The 25403-nt window shown below is 63.3% G+C and carries 22 protein-coding genes; 5 read left to right on the top strand and 17 right to left on the bottom strand.

What is annotated here, in order from left to right; translation table 11 throughout:
* Positions 1-38 precede the first annotated feature (38 nt).
* The 4 genes from ATY78_RS06375 to ATY78_RS06390 form a co-directional block, all read right to left on the bottom strand.
* Positions 39-1649, bottom strand: coding sequence for an ABC transporter substrate-binding protein (locus ATY78_RS06375; RefSeq protein WP_088681490.1), 1611 nt, complete (start codon positions 1647-1649; stop codon positions 39-41).
* 77 nt (positions 1650-1726) lie between these two features.
* Positions 1727-2440 (bottom strand): HAD-IA family hydrolase, encoded by a 714-nt coding sequence (locus tag ATY78_RS06380; protein ID WP_088681491.1) that lies wholly within the window; start codon positions 2438-2440, stop codon positions 1727-1729.
* Positions 2441-2680: 240 nt separating this feature from the next.
* Complete coding sequence (locus ATY78_RS06385) at positions 2681-4057, bottom strand: aspartate aminotransferase family protein (RefSeq protein ID WP_088681492.1); 1377 nt, start codon at positions 4055-4057, stop codon at positions 2681-2683.
* Positions 4058-4071: 14 nt separating this feature from the next.
* On the bottom strand, positions 4072-4929 hold the full coding sequence (locus ATY78_RS06390) for a GNAT family N-acetyltransferase (protein ID WP_088681589.1): 858 nt from the start codon (positions 4927-4929) through the stop codon (positions 4072-4074).
* Between the two features lie 307 nt (positions 4930-5236).
* Between ATY78_RS06390 and ATY78_RS06395 the strand changes: the two genes are divergently transcribed.
* Positions 5237-5905, top strand: a complete 669-nt coding sequence (locus ATY78_RS06395; RefSeq protein WP_088681493.1) for a haloacid dehalogenase type II — start codon at positions 5237-5239, stop codon at positions 5903-5905.
* Positions 5906-5919: 14 nt separating this feature from the next.
* Positions 5920-7194, top strand: coding sequence for an FAD-binding oxidoreductase (locus ATY78_RS06400; protein WP_088681494.1), 1275 nt, complete (start codon positions 5920-5922; stop codon positions 7192-7194).
* 111 nt (positions 7195-7305) lie between these two features.
* Here ATY78_RS06400 and ATY78_RS06405 read toward each other — a convergent pair whose 3' ends face one another.
* From ATY78_RS06405 to argE, 6 genes are all read right to left on the bottom strand, one after another.
* Entirely contained in the window at positions 7306-8763 is a 1458-nt protein-coding gene (locus ATY78_RS06405) for an NAD-dependent succinate-semialdehyde dehydrogenase (protein WP_088681495.1), read from the bottom strand.
* 22 nt (positions 8764-8785) lie between these two features.
* The gene (locus ATY78_RS06410; RefSeq protein ID WP_088681496.1) at positions 8786-9826 is read right to left on the bottom strand and encodes a tartrate dehydrogenase; all 1041 of its coding nucleotides are present in this window, start codon (positions 9824-9826) and stop codon (positions 8786-8788) included.
* Positions 9827-9837: 11 nt separating this feature from the next.
* Positions 9838-11301 carry an aldehyde dehydrogenase family protein gene (locus tag ATY78_RS06415; RefSeq protein WP_088681497.1) on the bottom strand — a complete coding sequence of 488 codons (1464 nt, stop codon included), beginning with the start codon at positions 11299-11301 and terminating at the stop codon, positions 9838-9840.
* A gap of 126 nt (positions 11302-11427) precedes the next feature.
* Positions 11428-11784, bottom strand: coding sequence for a cupin domain-containing protein (locus ATY78_RS06420; RefSeq protein WP_088681498.1), 357 nt, complete (start codon positions 11782-11784; stop codon positions 11428-11430).
* A 25-nt stretch (positions 11785-11809) separates the two neighbouring features.
* A complete protein-coding gene (locus ATY78_RS06425) occupies positions 11810-12733 on the bottom strand; it encodes a glyoxylate/hydroxypyruvate reductase A (RefSeq protein ID WP_088681499.1) in 924 nt (307 codons plus the stop codon).
* A 23-nt stretch (positions 12734-12756) separates the two neighbouring features.
* Positions 12757-13881 carry an acetylornithine deacetylase gene (gene argE, locus ATY78_RS06430; RefSeq protein WP_088681500.1) on the bottom strand — a complete coding sequence of 375 codons (1125 nt, stop codon included), beginning with the start codon at positions 13879-13881 and terminating at the stop codon, positions 12757-12759.
* 248 nt (positions 13882-14129) lie between these two features.
* On the opposite strand from argE, the gene ATY78_RS06435 reads away from it, so the two are divergent.
* Complete coding sequence (locus ATY78_RS06435; RefSeq protein WP_141105627.1) at positions 14130-15050, top strand: GNAT family N-acetyltransferase; 921 nt, start codon at positions 14130-14132, stop codon at positions 15048-15050.
* On the opposite strand, the gene ATY78_RS06440 is transcribed toward ATY78_RS06435, so the two are convergent.
* The gene (locus tag ATY78_RS06440) at positions 15035-15961 is read right to left on the bottom strand and encodes a LysR family transcriptional regulator (RefSeq protein WP_088681501.1); all 927 of its coding nucleotides are present in this window, start codon (positions 15959-15961) and stop codon (positions 15035-15037) included. The two genes, ATY78_RS06435 and ATY78_RS06440, sit on opposite strands and share 16 nt — an antisense overlap.
* A 102-nt stretch (positions 15962-16063) precedes the next feature.
* On the opposite strand from ATY78_RS06440, the gene ATY78_RS06445 reads away from it, so the two are divergent.
* Both ATY78_RS06445 and ATY78_RS06450 read left to right on the top strand, forming a co-directional pair.
* Complete coding sequence (locus ATY78_RS06445; RefSeq protein ID WP_088681502.1) at positions 16064-16699, top strand: DsbA family protein; 636 nt, start codon at positions 16064-16066, stop codon at positions 16697-16699.
* A 16-nt stretch (positions 16700-16715) separates the two neighbouring features.
* Positions 16716-17327, top strand: a complete 612-nt coding sequence (locus ATY78_RS06450; RefSeq protein ID WP_088681503.1) for an NAD(P)-dependent oxidoreductase — start codon at positions 16716-16718, stop codon at positions 17325-17327.
* Between the two features lie 135 nt (positions 17328-17462).
* Here ATY78_RS06450 and ATY78_RS06455 read toward each other — a convergent pair whose 3' ends face one another.
* The 6 genes from ATY78_RS06455 to ATY78_RS06475 form a co-directional block, all read right to left on the bottom strand.
* Complete coding sequence (locus ATY78_RS06455) at positions 17463-20087, bottom strand: AMP-binding protein (RefSeq protein ID WP_088681504.1); 2625 nt, start codon at positions 20085-20087, stop codon at positions 17463-17465.
* Positions 20088-20147: 60 nt separating this feature from the next.
* Entirely contained in the window at positions 20148-21827 is a 1680-nt protein-coding gene (locus ATY78_RS06460) for an iron ABC transporter permease (protein WP_245313510.1), read from the bottom strand.
* Complete coding sequence (locus tag ATY78_RS06465; protein ID WP_088681506.1) at positions 21820-22830, bottom strand: Fe(3+) ABC transporter substrate-binding protein; 1011 nt, start codon at positions 22828-22830, stop codon at positions 21820-21822. Before ATY78_RS06465 ends, ATY78_RS06460 begins: the two co-directional genes overlap by 8 nt.
* A 107-nt stretch (positions 22831-22937) precedes the next feature.
* Positions 22938-23978, bottom strand: coding sequence for an ABC transporter ATP-binding protein (locus ATY78_RS06470; protein WP_088681507.1), 1041 nt, complete (start codon positions 23976-23978; stop codon positions 22938-22940).
* Between the two features lie 189 nt (positions 23979-24167).
* On the bottom strand, positions 24168-24302 hold the full coding sequence (locus ATY78_RS28960) for a hypothetical protein (RefSeq protein WP_280950433.1): 135 nt from the start codon (positions 24300-24302) through the stop codon (positions 24168-24170).
* A 43-nt stretch (positions 24303-24345) separates the two neighbouring features.
* Complete coding sequence (locus tag ATY78_RS06475; protein ID WP_088681508.1) at positions 24346-25392, bottom strand: GDP-L-fucose synthase; 1047 nt, start codon at positions 25390-25392, stop codon at positions 24346-24348.
* Positions 25393-25403: the final 11 nt, after the last annotated feature.

Consider the following 25403-nt stretch of genomic DNA (forward strand, 5'->3'; position numbering starts at 1 on the left):
CGGGCCGGGGACAAATTCAGTCCCCGGCCGTTGCTTCCTCAGGCTTCGAGCCAGACATATTCCGCGAAGGCATAACCCATCTGGCCGCCGAGCGGGCTGGGCTCCAGGCCCTTGAGCTTGGCGCTGGTCGCGTCGACGTTGGAGAGATAGGCCGGAATGATCGTGCCGGCCTGCTCGGCGACCATGCCCTGCATCTCGTTGTAGATGGCCTTGCGCTTGTCCTGATCGAGCAGGCCGCGCGCTTCTATCAGCATCTTGTCGAACTTCTCCGACTTGTACTGGCTTTCGTTCCAGGGCGCGTCCGATGCATAGAGCAGCGAGAACAGGATGTCGGGCGTCGGGCGCGGGTTGATGTTGCCGAAATGAACCGGCGCCTTGAGCCAGTAATTGTCCCAGTAGCCGTCCGACGGAACGCGCTGGACGTCGAGCTTCATGCCGATCTCGGCGCCCGCGGCCTGGATGATCATGGCCATGTCGATCGAGGAGTTTGCGGCTTCCGAAGCGATGACCGGGATCGACTGGCCGAGAACGCCGGCCTTCTGGAAGAGGAACTTCGCCTTGTCGGGATCGAAGCTCTTCGGTTTCAGATTGGCGTCGCGGTAGAAGTTGACGGGAGAAACCGGCTGGTCGTTGCCGACTTCGCCCAAGCCCCGCAGCGCCGATTTGACGATCTGCTCGCGGTTGACGAGATATTTCATGCCTTCGATGAAGGACTGCTTGCTGCCCGGCTCCATGTCGAGCCGGATGTTGAGATTGGTATAGTTGCCGGAGGTCGTCTTCGATAGCACGAAGCCGGCGCCCTGGCTTTCAATAAGGCGCATCGAGCGCGGATTGATCGAGGCGGCGAGATGGATGTCGCCCGACAGCAGCGCGTTGACGCGGGCATTGTCGTCGCTGATCGCGAAATATTCGAAGGAATCGACGTTCGGGCCGGATTTCCAGTAGTTCTTGTTCTTGATGCCGACCGAGCGGACGCCGGGCTCGAACACTTCCTTGACGAAAGCGCCGGTGCCGTTGGCCTTGGAAAAATCGGTGGTGCCGTCGGCGACGATCATGAAGTGATGCATCGACAGGATCGTCGGCAGGTCGGCGTTCGGATTGGCGAGCGTGATCTCGGCGGTCTGTTTGTCGATCGCCTTCACGCCAGATATCTGCGCGGCGATCTTGGCGACCTTGGAGCCGACGGCCGGATCGAGGTGGCGCTTCAGCGAGAAGACGACGTCATCCGCCGTCAAGGGCTTGCCGTCATGGAAGGTCACGCCGCTACGCAGCTTGACGGTCCAGACTTTCGCGTCCTTGGATTCGATCGCCTCGGCAAGCTCCATCTGCGGCGTGCCCGTCTTATCGAGGAAGGTCAGGCGATTGTAGAAGGAACAGCAGCGCACATAATCGGTCGAGAGCGAAGCCTTGGCCGGGTCGAGCGTGTCGGCCGTCGAGGACGACCAGCCGGCCGCCTTGAGCGCGCCGCCGGCAACCGGTGTCGCCGCAACCGCTTTCGAGGCGCGGCCGAGGATCAGCCCGCCGGCGGACATGGCGACGCCGCCTGCCAGCATCATCTGCAGAAGCTCCCGCCGGGTTGCGCCGCGGCGGATGGCATTTTCGATCGTTGCGTCGTCAGACGCGGTCCAGTTGGTAATTCTATCGGTCATGTCATTCCCCTTTTGTCATCTGGTTGGGGGCTGCCCGTCTCCACGCGGGCTTGGCCCAGGTCGGGTCGTCCTGCGGATCAGCTCCGCGCTGCGGCCACGGCTTCGGCAAGGCCGGCCATGGATGTAAAATGGTAGTCGGGCTCGGTGAATTCGGCCGGCTCGATGGTGCCGCCATATCCCTTCTGCGCGTGGCGGCGCTCGATCCAGCAATTGGTCATGCCGAGCGCACGCGAGACGCCGATGTCATGATATTGGCTCTGGGCCACGTGCAGAATATCGCTTTTCGACGCGCCCTCGGCAGCCACGAAATCAAAGACGCTCTCGAAGAAGGCCGGGTCCGGCTTTTCCGTGCCGGTATCGTCAGCCGTGAAAGCGGCATGGAACGGGTTGCCGAGCGCCGCAGAAAAATGGTCGAAAGCCCAGCGGCGGGCATTCGTCATGGCGATCAGGCGGTAGTCGCGGGCAAGCCGCGCCATCGCAGCCGCGCTGTCGGGAAATGCCTTCCAGGTCCGGGCGGAATCGCGCAGCCGCTCGCCATAGGCCTTGTCGGCGGGCAGGCCGAGCTCCGGCGCGATTGCGAGATAGACGCGCACGAGATCGTCGGGAAAAAGCGAGGCATTCTCGCTGTAGCGGGCGGCGCGATAAAGCGTCAGCGCCCGCTCGCCATCGATCGTCACGTCAGCTTCGGCAGCGATCTCCTGAAGGCAAGACTTCAGGCCGCCCTCGAAATCGATCAGCGTTCCGACGACGTCGAAACTCATATATTTGAATTCAGGCAGAGACTTCGTCATGTCGTGTCCCCAGTGTCGGGCGCAAGCGGCATGAACTACCGCCGCTTCGCAAAAATCTATGTCGTTCCCAAGCCCGGCTTTGCGCCGGGTCCTTATGATGAGCCCCTATTTTTTAGGGGTGCTTGGCTTCTGCTCACTTGGAGTTTGGCACCTTCTCGGCATGGATTGCGCCGAATAGACGCCGTGATGCGGCACAAAATTCTGAATATCGGCATCCGGCGGTATTTCGCCGGCTTGGTTTCAATCCCTCAGCGCCCGCCTGACGTCGGGATCCTCCAATGTCTGGTCGAGCGTCTTGAGGGTCCTCTCCAGGATCGCGTCGATATCGGCGTCGGTGCAGCAGAGCGGCGGGGCATAACCGAGAACGCCGTTGGCGAAGGCGCGGATCACCAGGCCGTTCTCCCAGGCGCGGTCGAAAATCCGCCGGGCGGGCTGGGCTTCGGCGGGAAGCGGCGTGCGGGCGCGCTTGTCGGTCACGAGCTCGATTGCCGCCAGCATGCCGCGTCCGCGCACATCGCCGACCAGGGGATGATCCCTCATCGCCTCGAGGCCCGCCATCAGCCGGGCTCCGGCCTTTACCCCGTTTTCCAGCAGGCCACCCTCATAGAGCTTCAGCACTTCGAGCGCGACGGCGGCGCTGACCGGATGGGCGGAATAGGTATAGCCGTGACCGACCGCCGAAGCGCCGGCGCCCTCGGCGATCGCCTGGTAGACATGGTCCGCCATGAAGACCGCGCCCATCGGCACATATCCCGATGTCAGGCCCTTGGCGGTGGTGATGAAATCGGGAACGACCTCCTCCTCCGAGCAGGCAAACAGCGGCCCGGTGCGGCCGAAGCCGGTGATCACCTCGTCGGCGACGAAAAGAATGTCGAGCTCGCGGCAGAGGTCGCGCATGGCCTTCAGCCAGCCCTTGGGCGGCACGATGACGCCGCCCGATCCCTGGATCGGTTCGGCATAGAATGCCGCGACGCGATCGGCACCGATCGCCTCCACCTTGGCCCGCAACGCGGCAAGCGATGCCGCGATGATCGCCTGCGGATCATCACCGACCGGGTTGCGATAGGGGTAGGGCGACGGAATTTTATGCTGCCAGTCGAAGGGGATGCCGAAGCCGGCATGGAAGTTCGGCAGCGCGGTCAGCCCCGCACCGACCGTCGAGGAGCCGTGATAACCCTGCTCCAGCGAGATGAACTGGTCGCGCTGCGGCTTGCCGCGGGCGATCCAGTAGTAGCGGATGAAGCGGATCGTGCTGTCGACGGCATCCGAACCGCCGAGTGTGAAATAGATGTGGCTCAGATCGCCAGGCGCGCGCTCGGCAAGCTCGGCGGCAAGGCGGATGGCGGGTTCGGAGCCCAGGCCGAAATAGGCCGTCGCATAGGGCAGTTCGCGCATCTGGCGCGTCGCCGCCTCGACGATCGATTCATGGCCATAGCCGGCATTGACGCACCAGAGGCCGGCGAAGCCGTCGATCAGCTGGCGGCCGTAAGCATCGGTCACCGTCGCCCCCTTGGCGGATGCCAACACCCGCACGCCCTGCGCTTCATGGCCGCGATAGGAGGCCACGGGATGAACGAGATGGGCGCGGTCGAGCTCGATGAGGGAATTGCTGTACATGGATGTCTCCTGCTTCAGCCGAGGGCCTGATTGACAAGGGCGAAAGTGGTCGCGGCCGGATCGGCGTCGCGCGGGATCACCGGCTTGGTGATTGGGATCAGCGGTTTCGCCATGGCGATTCCACCGCCGACATGGGCGAGACCCTGTGCGGCAAGCCAGGGCGCCAATCCGCTGTCGTCGGTCGTGTCGACGCGCAGAAACCCTCCCGGCCGCCGGGCGATGAAATGCGCGGCAAGGGCTTGGGCATCGTCGAGACCGGCGGCGACGATGGGACCGATGACCTCGCCGCGGCCGAAAACCCGAAGCGCTGCGAAGCCGCAAACGCGGCCGTCCCGGCGTATCACGGCAAATTCACCTGCCTTGGCGAGATGGGTGAGCAAGCGCCCGCGACCGGCGCCGAAGGCGCGGCGGTCGAGTGCACTGATGGCATCCATATCGGCGTCGGTCGCAGCCTCCGTTCCTGGCAGAGCGGCAATCTCTCCTGCCACGCCCTGGTGCTGCCGGATCGTGCCCGTCTTCCTGAAGCCGAGCTTTTCATAGAGCGGCAGCCCTTGCTCTGTCGCGACCAGCCGCAACGGACGGCTGCCGGCGATCTCCAAGGCGGCGTCCATCAGCTTGCGGCCAAGGCCGCGCCCGCGCATCGCCTCGTCGACGATCACCATGTTGATGGTGGCGCAGTCGGCCTCGTACATCGTCGTCAGCACGGTTGCGACAACCCGGCCGTCTTCGATCGCGACCACGCCTTCGCTGAGGGCAAGGGCCATCTGCCAGTCCTCCAGCCGGTGCGGCCAGCCCGCTTGGCGGGAGAGCTGGACTGCGGCCTCCAGGTGTTCCGGGCAGAAAGCCACGAGATCGATCTGACGTGTATGCATTGCGATGTCCTTCATCTCTTGCCGCAAAGTTTGGTGCAGGATCGACCGGCAGATCGTCTGAAGGCGGCGATCCCGGCAGTATCTTATAGCGTTGCTCGGACGGCCCGCCGCATCTTATGCTGGCAGGCGCGAGCAGATCACGAACCTCTCCGGCAATATGGGCAGCGATGGCGGCGGCCGCGCACAACCTTCTGCCAAAGCCGGCTCGGGATACGAAACATTCTGCTTCGGCGGTCCGGATTTCAGGTGAACGGACGCTCTGGCCGCAGCCTATGATGAGAGCAGCTGGAACATCAGGGATACCGTCATGGCTCACTTCCGTCCGAAATACATCACCTTCGACTGCTACGGCACGCTGACGAACTTCCAAATGGCGGAAGCCGCCCGCGATCTCTATGGCGAGCAGCTGAGCGAACCCCGCATGCTGGAGTTCATCCGGAACTTCGCCGCCTATCGTCTCGACGAGATCCTCGGCGACTGGAAGCCTTACAATGAGGTCGTGCACAATTCGCTCGAACGGGCCTGCAAGCGCAACGGCATAATATTCCGCGAGGAAGCCGCGCGGATGGTCTATGAGCGTGTGCCGAGCTGGGGGCCGCATCCGGACGTTCCGGCCGGCCTTGCCAAGGTCGCCAAGGAAATCCCGCTGGTGATCCTTTCCAACGCCATGAACGCGCAGATCATGTCGAATGTCGAAAAGCTCGGGGCGCCGTTCCATGCGGTCTATACCGCTCAGCAGGCCAATGCCTACAAGCCGCGCTTCCAAGCCTTCGAATATATGTTCGACATGCTGGGCTGCGGGCCGGAGGACATCCTCCATTGTTCGTCGTCCTTCCGCTACGACCTGATGTCGGCCCATGACCTCGGGATCAAGAACAAGGTCTGGGTCAATCGCGGCCACGAGCCCGCCAACCCCTATTACGGCTATGTCGAAATTCCCGATATTTCGGGCCTGCCCGGCGTCGTCGGGCTCTGAGGGAGAGCCGCGGCATGAAGCTCCAATCCTACTGGCACGACACCGCTCCGGCTTTCGCCAACGCCGCACAGGGACCTGTAGAAGGCCATTATGACGTCGCGGTCGTCGGCGCCGGCTTTACCGGGCTTGCCGCGGCCCGCCAGCTCGCCAAGGCGGGTGTTCGCGTCATCGTGCTGGAGGCCGAGGCGGTCGGCTGGGGAGCCTCCGGGCGCAATGGCGGCCATCTCAACAACGGCCTTGCCCACAGCTTCATCGGCGCCAAGGCCGAACTCGGCAAGGAGCGCGCCATCGCGCTCTACCACGCGCTCGACGCGTCGATCGATACCATCGAGGCAATCGTCGCCGAGGAGGAGATCGACTGCAATTTCCGCCGCGCCGGGAAACTGAAGCTCGCCTCCAAGCCGCAGCATTACGATGCGATCGCCCGCAATTTCGAGGCTGTTCATGCCGAGGTCGATCCCGAGACCGCGCTCCTGTCGGCGAGCGACCTGAAAAGCGAGGTCGGCGCGCCCTTCCATGGCGCGATGCTGTCGAAAAAGAGCGCCATGATGCATATGGGGCGTTATGTCGTCGGGCTGGCGGAGGCCGCAAGGCGCCATGGCGCGACCATCGTCGAAGGTGCCGCCGTCAGCGACCATCGCCAGGCGGACGGAAGACATGTCCTGAAGACAGCCAAGGGCGTCGTGACGGCCGACCATGTGCTGATTGCGACGGGCGCCTATACGACGCCCAATTTCGGCTATTTCCGCCGCCGCATCATTCCGGTCGGCAGTTTCATCATCGCCACACGACCGCTGACGGAGACGGAAATCGCGGCGACCATGCCCGGCAACCGGACCTGCGTGAACTCGATGAATATCGGCAATTACTGGCGCCTCGCGCCCGATAATCGGCTGATCTTCGGGGGGAGGGCGCGCTTCTCGGCCACGTCGGATCAGCGTTCGGACGCCAAAAGCGGCGCGATCCTGCATGACAGCCTCGCCCGCATCTTCCCGCAGCTTGCCCATGTCGAGATCGATTATTGCTGGGGCGGGCTGGTGGATATGACCAAGGACCGTTATCCCCGCGCCGGATATCACGACGGCGTCTGGTATGCGATGGGTTATTCCGGCCATGGGGCGCAGCTCTCCACCCATCTCGGAATGACGATCGCCGACGCGATCCTCGGCCGGCCGGACCATAATCCGCTCAAGGGCCTGGAATGGCCGGCGGTTCCCGGCCATTTCGGCAAGCCCTGGTTCCTGCCGCTGGTGGGGCTCTATTACAAGATGCTCGACAAGATCCGGTAAGCCGGCCGGCTGCGCAGCTCGAGAGGTTGCGAAAGCCGTTTTCCTGTCAAACAATTGCAGTGATCAGATGCTCGGCACAAGGCCGAGCATGACGGAGGGGACTTTGCCTGGTCAGGCGAGGCCGCCGATATGGAAGGACTTCAGTTCCAGATATTCCTCGATGCCGGCCTGCGCGCCTTCGCGGCCGAGCCCCGATTGCTTGACACCGCCGAACGGAGCGACCTCGGTCGAGATGGCGCCGGTGTTGAGGCCGACCATGCCGAATTCGAGCGCTTCGCCGACCCGCCATGCCCGCTTCAGGCTTTCCGTATAGAAATAGGCGGCGAGGCCGTAAGGCGTGCCGTTGGCAATCGCCAGCGCCTCTTCCTCGGTCTCGAAGCGGAAGAGCGGCGCGACCGGGCCGAAGGTCTCTTCGCCGGCGAGCTGCATCTCGGTGGTGGCGCCGGTCAGGACCATGGGCGCGGTATATTGCCGGCCGGGCGGCAGCTCCGCCCTCCTGGTGACGATCGCGGCCCCCTTGGCAAGCGCATCCTCGACATGGCGGTTGATCTTGGCGATCGCCGCCTCATTGATCATCGGCCCGATCGCGACGCCCGCTTCCGTTCCCGGCCCGACCTTCATCGCATCGGCGCGGGCCGCGAGTTTCTGGGCGAATTCATCATAGACGCCGGCCTGGACGAGAATGCGGTTGGCGCAGACGCAGGTCTGGCCGCCATTGCGGAATTTCGAGACGATCGCGCCCTCGACGGCGGCATCGATATCGGCATCGTCGAAGACGATGAAGGGCGCATTGCCGCCAAGTTCCAGGGAAAGCCGCTTGACGCTGTCGGCGGCACCCCGCATCAGCAGCGAGCCGACGCGGGTCGAGCCGGTGAAGGAGATTTTGCGGACCGTCTCATTGGCCATGATCTCGTTGCCGATCCCTGTCGGCATGCCGGTGACGATGTTGATCACGCCGGCCGGAATACCGGCCTTTTCGGCAAGCCAGCCGATGGCGAGCGCCGAAAAAGGCGTGAATTCGGAAGGCTTGATGACGACGGTGCAGCCGGCGGCAAGGGCCGGCGCCACCTTGCGGGTGATCATCGCATTGGGGAAATTCCAGGGCGTGATGATGCCGCACACACCGACCGGCTCCTTCAGCACGACGATGCGCCGGTCAGGCGTGGGCGACGGGATGGTGTGCCCGCCGATGCGGCGAGCTTCCTCGGCAAACCATTTCACGAAGGAGGCGCCGTAGCGGATTTCGCCGCGCGCCTCGTCGAGCGGCTTGCCCTGTTCCGTGGTCAGGATCAGCGCGAGATCTTCGATATGTTCGATCATCAGCGCGTGCCATGCCTCGAGAAGTGCTGCGCGCTCGGCATGCGTCCTCTTCTTCCACGGGCCATAGGCCGCTTCCGCGGCCTCGATCGCTGCCCGCGTTTCAGCCACTCCCATGTCAGGGACCGTGCCGATGATCGCCTGGGTGGCCGGATCGATGACGTCGACGCTGTTGCCGGAGGCGGCAGGAATCCACTTTCCGCCGATGAGCGCATGTTGCCTGATGAGGCCGGCTTCCTTCACGTTTTGCATCTGTCTGTCCCCGATGACGAAATTAGAGCTGAGCGAGAATGGAGGCGGTGATCGCCTCGGTCCTGTCCTTGCCCGGAACCGTGCCGATGCCGCAGGCCGTGGTCCATTCGATCGCCTTGATGATGGCGCCGGCCGCGGCCTTCTCCCCGAGATGGTCGAGCATCATGGCGCCGGACCAGATGGCGGCGATCGGATTGGCAATGCCGAGATGCGCGATATCAGGAGCCGATCCGTGCACCGGTTCGAACATCGACGGCGCGCTGCGATCCGGATTGATGTTGGCGGAGGCGGCAAAGCCGAGACCGCCCTGGATGGCGGCGCCGAGATCGGTCAGGATATCGCCGAAGAGATTGGACGCGACGACCACGTCGAGGCTTTCCGGCGCCATCACCATGCGCGCCGCCATGGCGTCGATGTGATAGCTCGTCACCTCGACATCGGCATATTCGCCGGCAAGCTTGTGGGTGATCTCGTCCCAGAAGACCATCGAGAATTTCTGGGCGTTCGATTTCGTCACCGAGGCGAGCCTGCCGCGGCGGGCGCGCGCCTGTTCGAAGGCGAAGCGCAGGATGCGCTCGACGCCCGCGCGGGTGAAGATCGAGGTCTCGACGGCGACCTCATCAGCCGTGCCCTGATGGACGCGGCCGCCGGCGCCGGAATATTCGCCTTCGGTGTTTTCGCGGATGCAGAGGATGTCGAAGCCTGCGGACCTCAGCGGGCCTTGCACCCCCGGCAGCAGGCGATGGGGACGGATATTGGCATATTGCACGAAGCTCTTGCGGATCGGCAGCAACAGGCCGTGCAGCGACACCGAATCCGGCACCTCAGCCGGCCATCCCACAGCGCCGAGCAGGATGGCGTCGAAGCCGCGCAGCGTCTCGATGCCGTCGGCCGGCATCATCGCGCCGGTCTGCTTGTAGAAGGCGCAGGACCAGGGAAGTTCCGTACCGTCGAGCCCGAAGCCGGCCTTGTCGGCCGCCTTCTGCAGAACCGACCAGGCGGCAGCGGTGACATCTTTTCCGATACCGTCGCCGGGAATGAGAGCGATCCGATAGGTTGTCATGGAATTTCCTCTTAAAGACTGATCAAGACGCTCTTGCTCTTGCGATTGGCATGATAGGCCTCGCGGCCGAGATCCTTGCCGATGCCCGACTGCTTGTAGCCGCCGGTGGGAAGGATATGGTCGCGCGAGCGGTTGTACCGATTGACCCAGACCGTTCCGGCCTGCAGGCGGCGCGTGAGCCGGATCGCCCGGGAAAGATCGCGGGTGAAGAGCCCGGCCGCGAGGCCGTAGGTCGGATGGTCCGCCAGCGCCAGCGCCTCTTCCTCGTCCCGGAACGTCTGAAGCGTCAGCACGGGGCCGAAAATCTCTTCGGTGACGGCGGGCGAGTTACCGTCGATGCCGGCGATCAGGGTCGGCCTGTAGAAATAGCCGGGAGCATCCATCGGCAGGCCGCCCGTCAGGCATTCGCCGCCGGCTTCGATGGCCGCCGAGACGATTGCATGGATACGATCCTGCTGCTTCTCTGAAATGATTGGCGAATATTGTGCAGCGCCATCCCAGGTCGGAGCGGCAGCGGCGGTCTTCATCCGGGCGATGATCGCTTCCACGAGCTGCCCGGCGGCGGCTTCCTCGACGATGAGGCGGGAGCCGGCAACGCAGGCCTGGCCGGCATTGCTCATGATGCCGGCTGCAATCGCGGCCGCCGCCTTGTCGAGATCGGCATCGGCGAAGACGAGCTGCGGGCTCTTGCCGCCAAGCTCCAGCGTCATCGGCTTGACGCCCGTTCGGGCGATGTTTTCCATGATCGCCGATCCCGCGCGCGTCGAGCCGGTGAAGCTCACCTTGCCGATGTCGGGATGGCCGGTGATCGCCGTGCCGGTGATCGGCCCGTCCCCCAGCACGACATTGATCAGCCCAGCCGGCAGGCCGGCGCGAAGCGCGAGCTCGGCCAGATGAATGGTCGAAAAGGGCGTCATCTCGGAGGGTTTCAGAACCACCGCATTGCCGGCTGCAAGCGCTGGGCCGAGCTTCCACGCTGCCATCGATATCGGAAAATTCCATGGCGTGATCGCGCCGACGACGCCATATGGCTCCGTCATGATCATGCCGAGATTGCCGTCGTCGGTCGGCACGAGATCGCTGCCTTCCTTGTCGGCGAATTCGGCGAAGAAGCGGATCTGCTCCGCCGAAACCGCAATGTCGCCTTCCACCAAATGGCTGACGGGACGCGTCGACGAGAGCGCTTCCAGCCGCGCCAGATGTGGCGCTTCCTGCTCGATCAGGTCGGCCCAGCGATGTAGGACCTTCAGGCGCTCGCGTGGGCGAACGCCGCCCCAGTTGCTGTCTTTCAGCGCTGTTTTGGCCGATTGGACGGCCTGGTCGACCAGATCCTCGCCGGCAACAGGGCAACCGGCATAGGCCTTGCCGTCGGACGGGCGGCGCATGGGAATGACACCGTCCGCCGGTATGAGGCGACCTCCCACGAGATGGCCGATGGGAAGGGAAAGGCTGTCGGGATCGAAACTCAGCGTCATGGCAATACCTCGGATCACTGAGAGCAAGGCTAGCCGATCGGCCGAAGTAGCTTGATCCGATGACGGCGGGGAGGGCAGCGGAAAAACCCGTTCTGCCGCCGCCCGACAGCTTATTGTTTGGTGCCCTCACGCCATGACGGTGACGTAGATCTTGCGGACCGTTTCGATGGTTTTCCAGACGCCGACGAAGCCGGGCTTCATGACGAAGCTGTCGCCCGCCTTGTAGACGACGGGATCGCCGCCCTCCCCAGTGATTTCGACGACGCCGGAGAGGATGTGGCAGAATTCGAAGGTCTCGCCCTTGATCGAGCGCGTGACGCCGGGGGTGGCTTCCCAGACGCCGGTATGGATCATCTCGCCGCGGGCGACGTCCTGCGCCCAGGTCTTGAACTCGGGATTGCCCGAGATCAGCCGTTCCGGCAATGGCAGGTTTTCGCGCGGCGCAAAGGACGGGTTCGGGTCGATGGTCTTGAGAAGCGACATGGGGGTTCCTTTCGAGGTTGAACTGTCAGTAGCCGCGACGCCGGTCGATCAAGCCGACAGGGTCCAATCCGGCACGCATCCGCTTGATGTTGTCGGCGACGGCGCGGGCAGCACTATGGGGTTGGGTGACGCTCGCGACATGAGGCGTGAGCATTATTCCGGGATGGTTCCAGAAGGCATGGTCCGCCGGCAGCGGCTCCGGATCGGTGACGTCGATCACGGCGCCGGAGAGATGTCCGTGGTCCAGAGCCGCGATCAGTGCGTCATGGTCGAGCTGCGGCCCGCGGCCGGTATGAACCACCGCCGCGCCCTGCGGCAGGCGAGCGAAGAGGTCGGCGTCGAGAAAACCGCGGGTCTCGTCGGTCAGCGGCAGGAGGCAGACCAGAATGTCGGCCTCGGCCAGCATGACCGCGAGCCCGGCATCGCCGGCGTGGCAGGTCACTCCCTCGATCTCGTGCTGCGACCGGCTCCAGCCCGACAGCGGGAAGCCGAAAGGCCTCAGCCGCTCGAGCACGGCCCGGCCAAGCACGCCGAGGCCGAGAACGCCGATGCGGCGCTCCGGCGCCTGGAGCTGGGGCAGGGCCTTCCAGACCCGATCGCGCTGCTGGCCGAGATAGGCGGGCAGGTTGCGGTGAAGCGCCAGCACGGCAAGCGTCACATATTCCTGCATCATGCGTACGATGCCTTGCTCGACCATGCGCACCACCTTCACATGGTCAGGCACCTCGTCGATCTGGAACTGGTCGACCCCGGCGCCGATCGAAAACAGCACTTCGAGATTGCGATAGCGCGGGAGGTCGGCGGGAACCGTCCAGCTGATCAGGTAGCGCACGGCGTCGGGATCGACGCTCGCAGGTTCCATCGAGAAAGGCAGATCCGGCAGTTCGCGCGCGAAGATCTCCTGGAAGACGGCGCCGCGGCGGGCATCGGAATTGAAGAGAAAGGTCATCGTCCGGGTTCCTTCTCGGGAAATCAGGCGCGGCAGCGGGCGGCAAGCGCCTCGACCATCGCCTGGCAGGCGGCAAGCTCGCTCATCAGGATGAACTCGTCCGGCTTGTGAGCGCGGGCGATATCGCCCGGGCCGCAGATGATCGCATCCACGCCCGCTCGCTGATAAAGGCCGGCTTCCGTGCCGTAGCTGACGGCCGCGAGCGGCGCCTTGCCCGTCAAATCCTGCAGCAGGCCGGCGAGCGGTGCGCCCGGCGGCAGCGAGAGAGCCGGATAGGCGCTGAGCACATCCCATTCGACGGCAAAACCCCAGGTCTTCAGGGCCTCCGCAGCCTCGCGCACACGGGCGAGCAGGGAGACGGGATCGACGCCGGATACCGCGCGCGCCTCCACTTCCAGGGTGCAGAGATCGGGAATGATGTTGACCGCCTGGCCGCCATGGATGATCCCGGCCTGCAGCGACGAATAGGACGGTTCGAATGCGTCGTCGAACGGGCCTCTCGCCAACTCCTGGGCCGTGGCAATCGCCGCGTTCAGCACGTCGGCCATGGCATGCAGAGCGTTGAGGCCGAGATCGGGCCGGGAGGAATGGCCGGAGCGGCCCTTGACGGTGATGCGGGCGGCAGCCTTGCCCTTGTGAGCGAGGATCGCCTGCATGCCGCTCGGCTCGCCGATCACCGCGCCGAGCGGCGGCGCGCAGAGATCGGGCAGCCGGGAAAGCAGATGAGGCACGCCGCGGCAGCCTGCCTCCTCGTCATAGGAAAAGGCGAGATGGACCGGGCGGGCAAGCGGGCTTGCCGTCAGCGCCGGCACGGCGGCGAGGACGGCGGCCAGGAAACCCTTCATATCCGAGGTGCCACGGCCGTAGAGCCGCTCGCCTTCGGCTCTCAGCACGAAGGGATCGGCGCTCCAGCCAGCTTCATTGGCGGGGACGACATCCATATGGCCGGAAAGGACGTAGCCCGGCTGATCGGAAGGGCCGATGGTCGCGAAGAGATTGGCCCGGTCGCCCTCGGGACCGCGCAGAATATGGGCTTCGATCCCGAAGGAGCGGAGATAGGCGTCGATCCAGCCGACGATGGCCTCGTTGGACGTGCCGACGACGGAGGGGAAGCCGATGAGCTTGCGGAGGATCTCGACCACCTGCATGGGCGTCCGCGGCAGGGTCCCGGAACCGCTGTGCGTGCTGGCTTGAGAAGACATTCCCAACCTCTTTGAGTAAACGGCGACACCGCCGACTGGAATCTTTTCCAGGATGCGAGGCTTTAGATGCCGAAAGCTTCATCGATTTGGTTGATTGTTGCGCAGGCTTGGGATTGACCAGCGATTTCTGCCGGCGGCTTTCTTATAGTCTGGCTGGGAGGGGACGTCGGGTCAGGAGTTCGGCCGACGTTGTCATGGGGATCAATTTCTGGAGGAAGCGCGTGACCGCTGGGAAATCGAGACTGGTCGACAGCTTCGAAATGCGCATCGCCGACATCGATACGGTCGATCTCGAACAGTTGCATGCCCTGTCGATCGGCGTCGGCTGGCCGCACCGCGCCGACGACTGGCAATTCGTCCGCGAGCTCGGCAAGGGCGTGGTGGCGCTGGATGAAGTCGGCCGCGTCTTGGGATCGGCCATGTGGTTTCCCTATGGCGTGGATTTCGCCACGATCGGCCTCGTCATCACCTCGCCGCGCCTGCAGGCCCGGGGCGCCGGCCAATGGCTGATGGACCACGTCCTCGCCGAGATTCCCCAGCGCAATCTCGGTCTGAACGCGACACGGGCGGCCAAACGCCTTTACCGGTCTCTCGACTTCACGATAGAGGCCGTCGTCTCCCAATGCCAGGGCGAGGCATCCTTGCCGCCTGATGTGCAAATACCACCGGAGGCCGAAATCCGGGCGCTGAAGAGAGCGGACCTCGCGGCCATAATCGCGCTGGACAAAGAGGCTTTCGGCGCGGATCGCACCGCGCTCCTTGCCCGAATTCTTCCCTCGTCCAGCGGCTTGGGATTGATCCGCAACGGAAAGATCGAAGCCTTTTCCTTCTGCCGCCGGTTCGGCCGCGGCCACGTGATCGGCCCGGTGGTGGCCGCGGGCGACGCCGACGCGATCGCCATCATCCGGCCGCATGTCGCGGAGCATGCCGGCAGATTCCTGCGGCTCGACACGCGTGAGAAGAGCGGAGCCTTTTCCGATTTCCTTTCGCATTGCGGCCTTTCCGTCTTCGACACCGTCACCACCATGTCGCGCGGCCGCCCCTGGCTCGAGGTGCGGGAGCATCGCGCGGGCACGCCGAAAATATACGCATTGGCCGGTCACGCGCTCGGCTGACTCATCTTTCTCGCCGCACTGCGCCGCCGCTCGGTCTCGGCAAGAAGATCGACGAAGGCGCGAACCTTCGCGGGACGAAACCGGGCCGGCGGAAATACCGCGTAGATACCGCCGCTCGGCAGCAGCCAGTCCGGGAACATCCGAACCAGCCGTCCCGACTGTACTTCGGCGGCAACCGAGAAATCGGGAAATATTCCGAGCCCGATGCCCGAGCGCATGCAGGCGTAGACCGCTGCGGTCTTGTCACAGGTCACCAGCGGCGAAAACTCCGTCAGCACCTGCTCGTCTCCCCGTGAGAAGGATAAGCGGCCGATGTGCCTCAGCGCTTCATTGCCGATCCAGGGCAGCCGCGGCGTGTCAGCCGGCGAGACCGGCCCGAGCCGGGCCGCAAGGGCAGGGGAGGCGACCACGACCTGATGGAACGTGCCGATCTTGCGGGAGACATTGCTCGAATCGGCGAGCCATCCGACGCGGATGCCGAGATCCCGTTCGTCATCCACGAGATTGCTGACCATGTCGTCGAAATTGGCTTCCACCCGCATCTGCGGATAGGTCTTGAGATAGGTTGCGATCGTCTCCGCCACCACGGCAGTGCCGTAATCGAGAGGCGCGGTCAGCCGCAACAGGCCCGTCGGTTCCTCGGTGTGGCGCGCGACGTCGGCAAAGGCGGATTCGGCTTCCCTCAAGAGCTGGCTCGCGCGCTCGTAGAATTGCCGTCCGGCATCCGTGGGCCGCACCCGCCGCGTGCTTCTCACGAGAAGCGTGACGGCCAGTTCTTCTTCCAGCCTGCCGACCTGATGGCTGACAACCGCCTTGGCGACGTTCAGCCGATCCGCCGCCGCCGTGAACGAGCCGGCTTCGATGACGGTGGTGAAATAAGCCAGGCGGTTGAGGTTGAGAAGTTTTGACATGCAAATTGTCTGATCTGATCAGACAAAGAGTATGATTGATCCGTATTTATAGCAAGATCGATTGCTGGCAATCTGCCCCGGAATTCGAACCCGAGGTCATCCATGCAGACGCCCGTCATCTATCTCTTCGATCCATTGTGCGGCTGGTGTTATGGCGCGGCCCCCGTGCTCGACAAGCTCTCCGCCCTCGGCATGACGGTCGAGTACCTGCCGACCGGACTGTTCAGCGGCGCCGGCGCCCGGCCCATGGATCGCGGATTTGCCGGCTACGCCTGGCGCAACGATCAGCGGATCAACCAGTTGACGGGCCAGCCGTTCAGCCAAACCTATTTCGATCATGTGCTGAACGCCGAGAATACCCGTTTCGATTCCGGAGCCGCGACGCTTGGCATCGTCGCCGTCATGGCGACCGATCCGGGCGCCGAAGGGCTCGCGCTCAAGGCGCTTCAGACCGCTCGATATGTCGAGGGAGCCGACATCGTCACACATCATGGCGTGGCGGCCGTTTTGGACAAGGCAGGTTTTGCCAAAGCCGCCGCCCACCTCCAGCAGGCCGATGATGCGCTCTCCAAGACCCTTGCGGAGCTGGTAAAGCGCGGCGGCGGCACGCTGCGTTCGCTGCATGCGGACGGCGTTCCCGCGCTCGCGGTCCAAAAGGCCGGCAAGCTTCACCTGATCTCGTCGAATGCCCTCTTCGGCAGCTTCGACAGCCTCGTCACCCAGATCACCCATCCCTGAAACGAAAGGTCAAACCATGGCTAAAGTCGCTCTCATCGGCGCATCGGGAAAAGTAGGCGCCCGCCTTGCCAGCGAGCTCTCCAATCGCGGACACAGCGTCACCGGCATTGCCCGCCACCCGGAAAACATCGTGGCCTTGCCGAATGTCACGCCGGTGCGCGGCGATGTCGCCGACAAACAAGGCCTCGCTGAGCTTCTCAAAGGACATGACGCGGTCATTTCTTCCGTGCATTTCCTCGATAGCGATTACACCGTGCTCGTCGACGCCGTGCGCGCCTCCGGCGTGAAACGCTACCTGGTCGTCGGCGGCGCCGGCAGCCTGGAAATCGCTCCGGGCAAGCGCCTCGTCGATCAGCCCGAATTTCCTGGCATCTACAAGGCCGAAGCCCTCAAGGGTGGCGAGTTCCTGACCTATCTCAAGACGGTCGACGATCTCGACTGGACCTTCCTGTCGCCCTCGGCCCTCTTCGTCCCCGGCGAACGCACGGGGAACTTCCGTCTCGGCGAAGATCAGCTTCTGTCCAGCGACAAAGGCTCGACCATCTCGTTCGAAGATTATGCCATCGCCATGGTCGACGAACTGGAAAACCCGAAGAACATCCGCAAGCGCTTTACCGTCGGCTATTGATCGCCAGGCGTCCAGCCATCGGCCCACGGGACACGATCCAAGCAACAGGCTGCCGACATCGGCAGCCTTCGTCTGTTTGTGGGGGCCTCGAGGGCAGTCATCCGCCGCATGGCCGATTGCCGCAATCCCAGCCACCTATTGCGCAGCGCAAGGAGCAGTCGCGGCCGGCTCAGGCCCGTTGCTATTCCTGGCTATCGCCATTGCGCTGAACACGTTGCGGAGCTCCGCCACGGCCTTGTTGGCGAGCATGCCGATCGCCAGGCCGCCGGCGATGGCGAGCAGGTGAAAGACCGGAACCGGCAAGGCGCCGGCTGCCGGCGTCATCAGCAGCTCCGGTACGAAGCGGTGCAGCAGGTAGATGGGGAAGGCAGAGACCGCGATCAGCGTCACCACGCGGCCGAGCCACACCGGCAGGCGAATATGCGGCAGATAAAGAAGGGCAAGAAGTGCCGCGAAGATCGTCAGATACTTGATCGTCGTTCCAATCCAGACCGTTTCCCAGAAGGCGAGATAACCGAGCACAACCGCCGCAAGCGCCGTCAGGACCGTCCGCCGCGCTGCGCTATCGGCAAGGCCGGCGCACCAGCCGAAGATGCCGAGGTAAAATCCCCAATAGATCGTGAAAATCTGCCGCTTGCCGATGTCGAAGACGGGCGGAAGGGAAAAGCGCGCGGCGACAGCCAGTCCCAGCAGGCCAAGCGAAAAGGCGAAGGGTCTTGCCCGCGCGAGTTTGCGCACCGCAGGCACGGCGAAAATGAGCAAGAAGACGAGAAGCGTCTGCGCATAGGCTTCGATGAACCAGTAGAGATAGGGAACCATCTCGTGGCGCTCCGGATCGGCATAACCGAAATTGCCGGTCAGCGTGATCGAGGCCCAGGGAAGCGTCCGCCACGCGAGCGCATAGGCGGCGACGATGAAGAAATAGGGAATGAGAACGTTGATGGCGGGGCGCAGCGCATGGCGGAACTGGCCGGCGAGGAAATGGGCTGATTGGAAGCGCGCCAGGCTGAAGCCGACGAGAAGCAGCATGACGCCCGATCCGCCGGGAATGGGCCACAGCATCTCGTGGTGCACCACCACCAGCAGGATGGCCATCGCCCTCAGGACCAGGTCGGTCGGCAACGCCCTGATGTCGGCAAGCCGGGACGAGCGTGTTGCTCTCAGGCAAGTGTCGAGTTCGGCGATCCGCATATGCGCCCAGCCTTCCGGCAAGTCGACGCCGAGCCGGTCGAACTCCATGGTCAATTGCAGGAAGCGCAGGGAATCGCCGCCGAGCGAGACGAAGCTGTCATTGCGGCCGACGGTGAGGGGATAGAAGACGCGGGCATAGGCTTCGAGCACGCCGACCGCCGCCGTACGGCTTTTCTCACGTGTCTTGCGCATCTCCTCCCCAAGCCTGTCATAGTCGATCTTGCCGGAGGCAAGCCTCGGCAGGTTCGGTTGCTCGGCAACGGAGATCAGGTTCGCGGGAAGATGGCTCGCCTGCGCAAGGATCCGCCGCGCCCGGTCGGCCCCGCCCGCTTCAGCCACATAGGCCTGCAGACCTTCATCGTCACCCACCACCGCAGCCGCGATGCCGGCCTCCGCCAGAGCCTGCTCCATGATGTCGAAGCCGATCCTCAGGCCCGCGACCTTGGCGAAACGGCTTTTGCGCCCGACGATGCGGAAAAAACCCTGCTCGTCGCGGACGGCGATATCGCCGGTATGCAGTGCGTCGACCTCGGCCGGGCGCGCGAGATCGGAGCGATCCGTGCCATAGCCCATCATCACGTTCGGGCCGGAATAGACGAGTTCTCCAGCGGCACCCGGCCGGTCGACCGGTTTTCCGTCATCATCGACAAGGCTGAGGCTGCCGCCTGATATGGCGATGCCGATCCGCTCTTCATTGTCCGACAGGCTCTCCGGCGGGACGAAGGCGATACGGGCCGCAGCCTCGGTCTGGCCGTACATGACGAAGAAGCGGCCGCCGCCGGCGCGCATGTGGTCCCGATAGAGGCGAATGCGTTCGGGAGCGAGCCTTCCGCCGGCCACGGTCATGAAGCGCAGCGCCTTGAGCTCAGCCGTCCGGAAGCGCGTCTTTTCCATGAGTTCATAGGAGTAAGGCACGCCCGAAAAATTGGTGCAGCCGCTTTCGCCGATCACGCGCGCGAAATCGTCGCTCATCACGGAGACGCCGGGGAAGAAAATGCTGCCGCCGGCGATCAGGTGGGAATGGAGAACGGAGAGTCCATAGGAGTAGTGAAGCGGCAGGACGAGGGCAGCCCTGTCGGCCGGGGAAAGGTCGAGATAACCCGCGATCGAACGCGCATTGGCGTCGAGACTGGCATAGGAAAGGCGCACGGCCTTGGCAGCGCCCGAGCTGCCGGAAGTCATCAGCACGAGAGCGAGATCGGGATGAAGTTGCTGCGCGCTCCGCGCAGGCCGGCTTTCCTCGATCAGGCGCCAGCGGCCGTCGACCGGACGGAAGGTGAAGTCGGGCCGAAAGGCTGCGAGAAAATCACTCCATAGCCGGCCGTCGCATGGGGGCAGCATGGCGACCGCATGGCCTGCGCGCAGCGCGCCCAGATAGGCGACGATCATATGCTCGGAGGTTTCCGCCGAGATCGCGACAAGCCGCTTTTCTCCTCGGCCCAGCCGCTCGGCAAACCGCAAGGTTCGCGCGTTGAGATCGGCATATGAAAGCGTCCGCCCGTCGGCGAAGACAAGCGCCGGGCGATCATCCGCGCGAAGGATTTCTGACAAGATGTCGACAGGGATCATGCTCATGCTTCAGGTTGCCGGAAAACTTGCCGAAGCGCCTATAATCCTTGAGTATCACAGTCAACTACTAGCGGCGTGACCCATTATTTTTTGATGTTGATCGGCCGCTTTCCTGCCCACTCTCGAAAGCATGGCAACCGGCAGGATGCCGACCGCCACGATGGCCAATGCGACCAACGATGCTTCCTCATATGTGCCGCGAGCGGCCTCGCCGTAGAGATGCGTCGCGAACGTCTCGAAGTTGAGAGGCCTGAGGAGCAGGGTCGCAGGCAGTTCCTTGACGCAATCGACGAAAACGAGGAGCGCCCCGGTGGCGAGCGCCGTTTTGGAGAGCGGCAAATGCACATTCATGAAGGTCTGGTTGGCCGTTTTGCCGAGGGTCCGGGACGCATGGTCGAGCGACAGCGGTATGCGGGACAGCCCCGCATCGATGCTTCCGGCCGAGATGGCAAGGAAGCGAACGACATAGACATAGATCAGGGCCGCTCCCGAACCCATCAGCAGCAGCCCGGTTGAATATCCGAACCATCGTTGTGCCGTCTGATCGACGATCCTGTCGAAAGAGGCGAGCACGATCAGGGAACCGATCGCGATCACCGTGCCGGGTGCTGCATAACCCATGGTCGAAAGGCGATAGGTCCAGCCGGTAAGCGCGCCCGGCCTCAGCCGGCTCGCATAGGCAATCACCACGCCGAGAACCACAGCCAGAACCGTGGCGATCGAAGCGAAGCTCAATGTATTCAGAGCTTCCGCGGCGAACCGGTCGGAAATGCCCGTGAATGTCCAGCGTTTGAAAGCCTCGACGGCGAGATAGAGGCCGGGAATGGCAAAGCCGATCAGTGCCGGCAGGATGCCGAGGGCAAACAGGGCTGGAGAACGCCAGCCATGGACCCGGCGCGGTGCAGCCGGATTGAAGCGCTGCGTCCCCGTGCTGTAGCGCTGCTTTCGCCGTGCCCAGCGCTCGAGAGACACGAGCAGGACGACGAGAAACAGAAGAAGCAGGGCGATCTGAGAAGCGCCCGGAAGATCGGAGCGCGTGACCCAGGTCGAATAGATCGATACCGTCAGCGTGCGGATGCCGAGAAACTCGGATGCGCCGATGTCGTTCAGCGTTTCCATCAGGGCAAGGCTGATCCCGACGGCGATGGCAGGCCGGGCAAGGGGCAGCGCCACTTTCCACAGCACGGCGCGTTGGGTTACGCCAAGCGTCCGGGCAGCCTCGATGAGATTTGCGGACTGCGTGAGAAACATCGCCCGCGTCGGAAGATAGACATAGGGATAGAGCACGAAGCCGAGCAGGAAGATGCAGCCCGGCATCGAGCGAATGTCGGGGAGCCGGAATTCCCGGGGACTGGAATAGCCGAACATCCAACGGATCGCGCCTTGGAAGGCGCCGAGCGGATGGAGAATATCGAGATAGGCGTAGGCAATGATGTAGGACGGCACAGCCAGCGGAAGCAGCACCACCCATTCGAGCAGCGCTCTGCCCCGAAAGTCATAAGCCGTCACCAGCCACGCAAGCATCGTTCCGACAATTCCGCTCACCGCCGCCACGCCCGCAAGCAGTATCAGCGTGTTGACGAACGTGATCGGCAGGACGGTGGCGGCGAGGTGGCTCCAGAGCCCGTTTGACGGGAGCGCCGCCTGAGAGGCGATCCCGAGAACGGGAAGCAGAACGAGTACGGCAACCAGGCAGGATGCCCGCGTCCAGCCCGAGAGATGGTTTCGGCGCTTAGCTATCGAAGCCGACCTTGTCGACCAGTTCGCTCGCCTGCTTGCGGTGGCGCACCACTTCGCCGAGCGGCGTCTTGTCGATGGTCAGTTTGCCGAATGACTCGATGATGGGATCGGCCGCGACGCCTGCCTTCACCGGATATTCGTAGTTCGCCTCGGCGTAGATCTTCTGCGCTTCGTCGGAAACCAGATATTCGAGGAGCTTGATCGCCTCGTCCCTGTTCTTGGCGTGCTTGGCGACGGCCGCGCCGCTGATGTTCACCTGCGTGCCGCCCTCCTTGAAGGTCGGCAGGACGACCTTGATCGCCTGGCCCCAGGCAACCTGATCCTCGCCGCCCTTGCCCGAGCGCATCAGCCCGACATAATAGGAATTGGCGATACCGATATCGCATATGCCGCCGAGAATATCCTTGGCAACATCGCGGTCGCCGCCGGCTGCCTTGCGCGCCAGGTTCGCCTTGACGCCCGCCAGCCACTTTTCGGTTTCCTCCGCCCCGTAATGCGCGATGTAATCGGCAATCAAAGCGGTGTTGTAGGGGTGCTGGCCCGGCCGGATGCAGATCTTGCCCTTCCAGGCGGAATCGGCGAGCTGCTCGTAGTTGAAGGATGTCAGATCGAGGTCCTTCGCCGCATAGAGAACGCGCGCCCTGTAGGAAAGGCCGAACCAATGGCCGTCTGGGTCGCGGAGCTGGGACGGGACGGCATCGGTCAGGACAGCGGACTGGATGGGCTGCGTGACGCCTTTCTCGACCAGGTCGACGAGGTTGCCGGCGTCAACCGCCATCAAAATGTCTGCGGGTGAACTTTCCCCTTCGCTTGCGACACGCTCCGGCAATCCGTCCTTCAGGAAAACGGTGTTGACCGTGATGCCGGTCGATTTGGTGAAGGCCTCGAGGAGAGGCTTGACCAGGCCGGGTTCCCGGGTGGTGTAGATATTGACCTCAGCAGCGGTCGCGGCAAGCGGAAGTGCCGCAGAAATAGCCAGGCCGAGAGTGAAGCGTACGAACATCGAGAGTCCCCCTAACTCGAGAAATGCCGTAGCATCCAGCATACTGGAATTTTAAAATCAACTTATGAACGGTTTTCCAAGCACAAAAAAAGTTGATCGGCTGCCGATCAATCCCGATCAGGCGAACGGAAGGCGAGAACCGGCGTGCGGGGAAAACTGAAGGTGATCCGGTCGCCGATCACGCCAAGCCGCTTGGTCGATCTTGCCTTGAGGGGTGCGGCCAGCCCCTCCACCTCGATCGTGACCTGCTCGATCTCGCCCATCAGCGAGCGGTCGATGACCGTGCCGGCATGCCGATCCGCCGCTCCGCTCAAGTCGATATCCTGAGGCCTGATATAGGCGATTGCCTCGGCACCCTCCGGCAACGGCGAACGGAGCGCAAATTCCCCAAGGGCCGTTTGAATATGCCCCGATCGCACCTTGCCCGGCACCTTGTTGTAGGTGGTGAAGAAGTCGGCCGCATAGGCCGAGTTCGGGCTGTCGTAGAGTTCGTAGCTGGAGCCCGTCTGCACGATCTCGCCAGCCCGCATCAGCACCACCCGATCGCCTGACGACAGGGCTTCCTCCGGATCATGCGTGACGATCACCGCCGTCGTTCCCAATGCTCTCAGCAGGCCAAGCGTATCCTGCCTCACTTTCTCGCGAAGGGTTCTGTCGAGATTGGAAAACGGCTCGTCGAGCAGGAGCAGCCGGGGAGCGCGCGCCAGAGCCCGCGCAAGCGCCACCCGCTGCTGCTCTCCGCCGGAGAGCGTATGGGGATAACGCTGCCTCATCTGCGCGAGACCGAGGCGGTCGGTCAGCTCGCCGATACGCTGCTCGACCTCTCGCCGGTCGTCGTTTCCGAGACCGAAACGTATGTTCTTTTCCACCGTCAGGTGCGGAAAGAGCGCATAATCCTGGAAGACGAAACCGATCTTCCGGTGCTCCGGCTGAACGAAACGGGAAGGGCCGGCAACCTGTCCGCCATATATCGATACCGAGCCCGCATCGGGCTTCTCGATCCCCGCAATGATTCTGAGCAGGGTGGACTTGCCGCACCCGGAATGGCCGACCAGGCAGACGATCTCACCTTCGGCGACCGTCATCGAGACATCGTTTAGCGCTTTCGCCCGGCCGAACCGCCGGGATACCTGTGAAAGGTCGAGCATCCCGAGTTCCCATCCGTGGTGAATGCCGTTCTTCGTCTGCCGGGAAGGTGTCTATCTCAGCAGAGAGGAATGTCCAAGCCCCGCAGCCCGGTTGAGACGTGCAGCGCATTGCTCGGAAGAACGAATAGGAAAATCGGTGTGCCCAGGATTTTAATCCCTCGGCCGCCACGGTTCGTATAGGGACATCGGCTATCTGCTGAGCAGCGCGACCAGCGACATCGGCATCTCGACCGTGAAGAAATCCATTGCCGTACCGATAATGATCGTCCACGCCACGATCAGGAAAATGAGCGCTGCAATCCTGATTTCTATCGGTCCCAGCATATGTGTCCCCCCAGACAAAACCTTTATCCCTCGCGAAAATCCGCTATCCGCGAGGGTGATGTGCGACCGGAGAGTGCGTGGGGGCGTGCAGCGCCGAAGTCTTGGCCCTCTCGAAACTGATGTCGCTTTGACCGTTGCTTCGCTCGAGACAATGCCCGTCCAGGAAGGCGTGATAGGCGTCTGCGATGCCCTCCTTTAGGCCGATCTTAGGAGACCAGCCGAGGGTGCGAAGCTTGTCGACACTCAGGAGTTTACGTGGCGTGCCATCCGGCTTGCCGAGGTCGCGCGTGATCTTGCCTTTGAAACCAACGATCTTGGAGACGAGGCGTGTCAGTTCGAGAATGGAAATGTCTTCGCCGGAACCGACGTTCACATGACTTTCGGCGGAATAGGTCTTCATGAGATGGAGGCAGGCGTCGGCGCAATCGTCGACATGCAGGAATTCGCGCCGCGGCGTGCCGGTGCCCCAGATGCATATCTCTTGCTGCCGGTTGATCTTGGCCTCATGCGCCTTGCGTATGAGCGCCGGCATGACATGGCTCGACCCGAGGTCGAAATTGTCCCCTGGGCCATAAAGATTGGTGGGCATGGCCGAGATGAAATCTCTGCCGTGCTGTTTGCGATAGGCCTGGCAGAGCTTCAAACCGGCAATTTTGGCGATCGCATACCATTCATTCGTGGGCTCCAGCGATCCGGCCAGAAGTGAATCCTCGACGATCGGCTGATCGGCGAACTTCGGATAGATGCAGGACGAGCCCAGAAACATCAGTTTTTCGACGTTGGCTCTATGGGCTGCGTGGATGACGTTCGCTTGGAGAACCAAGTTGTCGTACAGGAAGTCGGCCGGATAGGTCGCGTTCGCGAGAATGCCGCCGACCCGCGCAGCAGCCAGGAAGACGGCGTCCGGACGATTTTCACTCATCCAGGCCTCGACCTGATCCTGCCGCCTGAGATCGACCTCGGCGCGGGTGGCCGTCAAAATCTCGCAGCCCTCGGAAGCGAGACGCCGCACGATCGCAGAGCCCACCATGCCGCGATGGCCCGCGACATAGACCCTTTTTCCGGCAAGGCTGTAGATCAGTTCAGGCATAGGCAAAACCC

This window comes from Rhizobium sp. R635, from assembly GCF_002211285.1.
Classification (GTDB): domain Bacteria; phylum Pseudomonadota; class Alphaproteobacteria; order Rhizobiales; family Rhizobiaceae; genus Rhizobium.